This is a genomic window from Streptomyces reniochalinae (assembly GCF_003323735.1).
GTDB classification, from domain to species: domain Bacteria; phylum Actinomycetota; class Actinomycetes; order Streptomycetales; family Streptomycetaceae; genus Streptomyces; species Streptomyces reniochalinae.
Genome location: NZ_QOIM01000044.1, coordinates 1 through 2,308, shown reverse-complemented (window position 1 = coordinate 2,308; position 2,308 = coordinate 1). Strand labels below are relative to the sequence as shown.

The 2,308-nt window shown below is 70.6% G+C and carries 1 pseudogene; it reads left to right on the top strand.

The features are described from left to right. Positions 1–14: 14 nt before the first annotated feature. Positions 15–2,308: pseudogene (locus DQ392_RS29375) on the top strand (type I polyketide synthase); the annotation flags it as partial.

Here is a 2,308-nt window from a genome sequence, read left to right as displayed (position 1 = left end):
GGGAGACGTCGACGGGGTTGACGCGGTGGTTGGGTGACGCTGATGTGGAGCGGATGCGTCGTCAGGGTCTGCCGGCGTTGTCGGTGGAGGCGGGGCTTGCCGGGTTCGATGCCGGGCTGGCTTCGTCCGAGGCCCTGTTGGTGCCGCTGCGGGTGGATGTTCCGGCGTTGCGTGGCCGGGCGGATGTGCCGGCGCTTCTGCGGGGCCTGGCACCGCCACAGGCCCGGCGGGCGGCTCGTGCTGCTGTCGGTGGTGGTGAGGAGTCGGTGTTCGGGCGTCAGCTGTCGGGTCTGGATGCCGGTGAGCGTGCGCGTGTGGTGTTGGAGTTGGTGCGGGGGAAGGTGGCGGCTGTTCTTGGGCACTCCTCGGCGGTGGCGGTCGAGCCGGAGAGGGCGTTCCAGGACCTGGGCTTCGACTCGCTGACCGCGGTCGAGCTGCGCAACGAGCTGAACGCGGCGACCGGCCTGCGGCTCTCGGCGACGCTGGTGTTCGACCACCCGAATGCCCAGGCTGTGGCTCGGCGCATCGAGTCCGAGCTGGTCGGTGACGCGGCTCCCTCTTCGGGCAGCGTCGTGGCGACCTCCACCGCGAGCGACGAGCCGATCGCCATCGTGGGCATGGCCTGCCGCTACCCCGGTGATGTTGTCACTCCCGAAGACCTGTGGCGGGTGGCCGCTTCCGGCAGTGATGTCGTCGGTGGTTTCCCGACGGACCGCGGGTGGGACATGGACGCGCTCTTCCACGAGGACCCGGAACACCGCGGGACCACATACACCCGTCATGGCGGCTTCCTGCACGACGCCGCGCTCTTCGACGCGGCGTTCTTCGGGATTTCCCCGCGGGAAGCCCTCGCTATGGACCCGCAGCAGCGTCTGCTCCTGGAAACCAGCTGGGAAGCCGTCGAGCGCGCCGGTCTCGACCCGGTGTCGTTGCGCGGGTCGCGTACGGGCGTGTTCTCCGGCGTGATGTACCACGACTACATGTCGCGCCTGTCCGGGATCCCCGAGGAGCTGGAAGGGCTTATCGGCACCGGCAACTCCGGCAGCGTCGCGTCAGGACGGGTGGCCTACACCTTCGGGTTCGAGGGGCCCGCGGTGACGGTGGACACGGCGTGTTCGTCGTCGTTGGTGGCGCTGCACATGGCCGTGCAGGCGTTGCGTTCCGGTGAGTGTGATCTGGCGTTGGCCGGTGGTGTGACGGTGATGGCGTCGCCGTCGACGTTCGTGGACTTCTCCCGGCAGCGCGGGTTGTCTCCTGACGGGCGGTGCAAGGCGTTCGCTGCCGGTGCGGACGGCACCGGGTGGAGCGAGGGTGCCGGTGTGCTGATGGTGGAGCGGCTCTCCGACGCCCGCCGCAACGGCCACCCCGTCCTCGCGGTCGTCCGCGGCACGGCCGTCAACCAGGACGGTGCCAGCAACGGCCTGACCGCACCCAACGGCCCCTCCCAGCAGCGGGTCATTCAGCAGGCGCTCGTCAACGCGGGTCTGTCCGCGTCGGAGGTGGACGCGGTCGAGGCCCATGGCACCGGGACCACTCTCGGCGACCCGATCGAGGCGCAGGCCCTGATCGCCACGTACGGCCAGGACCGGCCCGCCGACCGGCCGGTGTGGCTGGGCTCGGTGAAGTCGAACATGGGCCACACCCAGGCCGCCGCCGGTGTGGCCGGTGTGATCAAGATGGTGATGGCGATGCGGCACGGTGTGCTGCCGCGGACCCTGCACGTGGACGAGCCCTCGCCGCACGTGGACTGGGCCTCCGGCGGGATCGCGCTGCTCACCGAGGCGCGCGAGTGGACGGAGGACGGCGGGCCGCGTCGGGCCGGTATCTCCTCGTTCGGCATCTCCGGCACCAACGCGCACGTGATCATCGAACAGCCCCAGCAGTCCCCCGTGGAATCGGCCCCGGCCGACCTTCCCGTGGTGCCCTGGCTGCTCTCGGCCAGGACCGCCGAGGCGCTGCACGACCAAGCCGCACGTCTGCGTGAGCGGTTCGCCGACGAGGAGAGTGTGGACCTCGCCGCCGTGGGTGCCGCGCTGGTCGCCTCCCGCGCGGGAATGGACCACCGCGGTGTCGTGGTCGGCAGCGACCATGCCGCACTCATGGCCGGCCTGGAGACACTCGCGGCCGGCGGGACCGGGTCCGGTGTCGTGCGTGGCGGCGCGACGGCGGACGGGGCGGTTGCTCTGCTGTTCGCTGGTCAGGGGAGTCAGCGGTTGGGTATGGGGCGGTCGCTTGTGGCGGCGTTCCCGGTGTTTGCTGAGGCGTTGGATGAGGTTGTGGGGGTTTTGGATCCGTTGGTGTCGTTCTC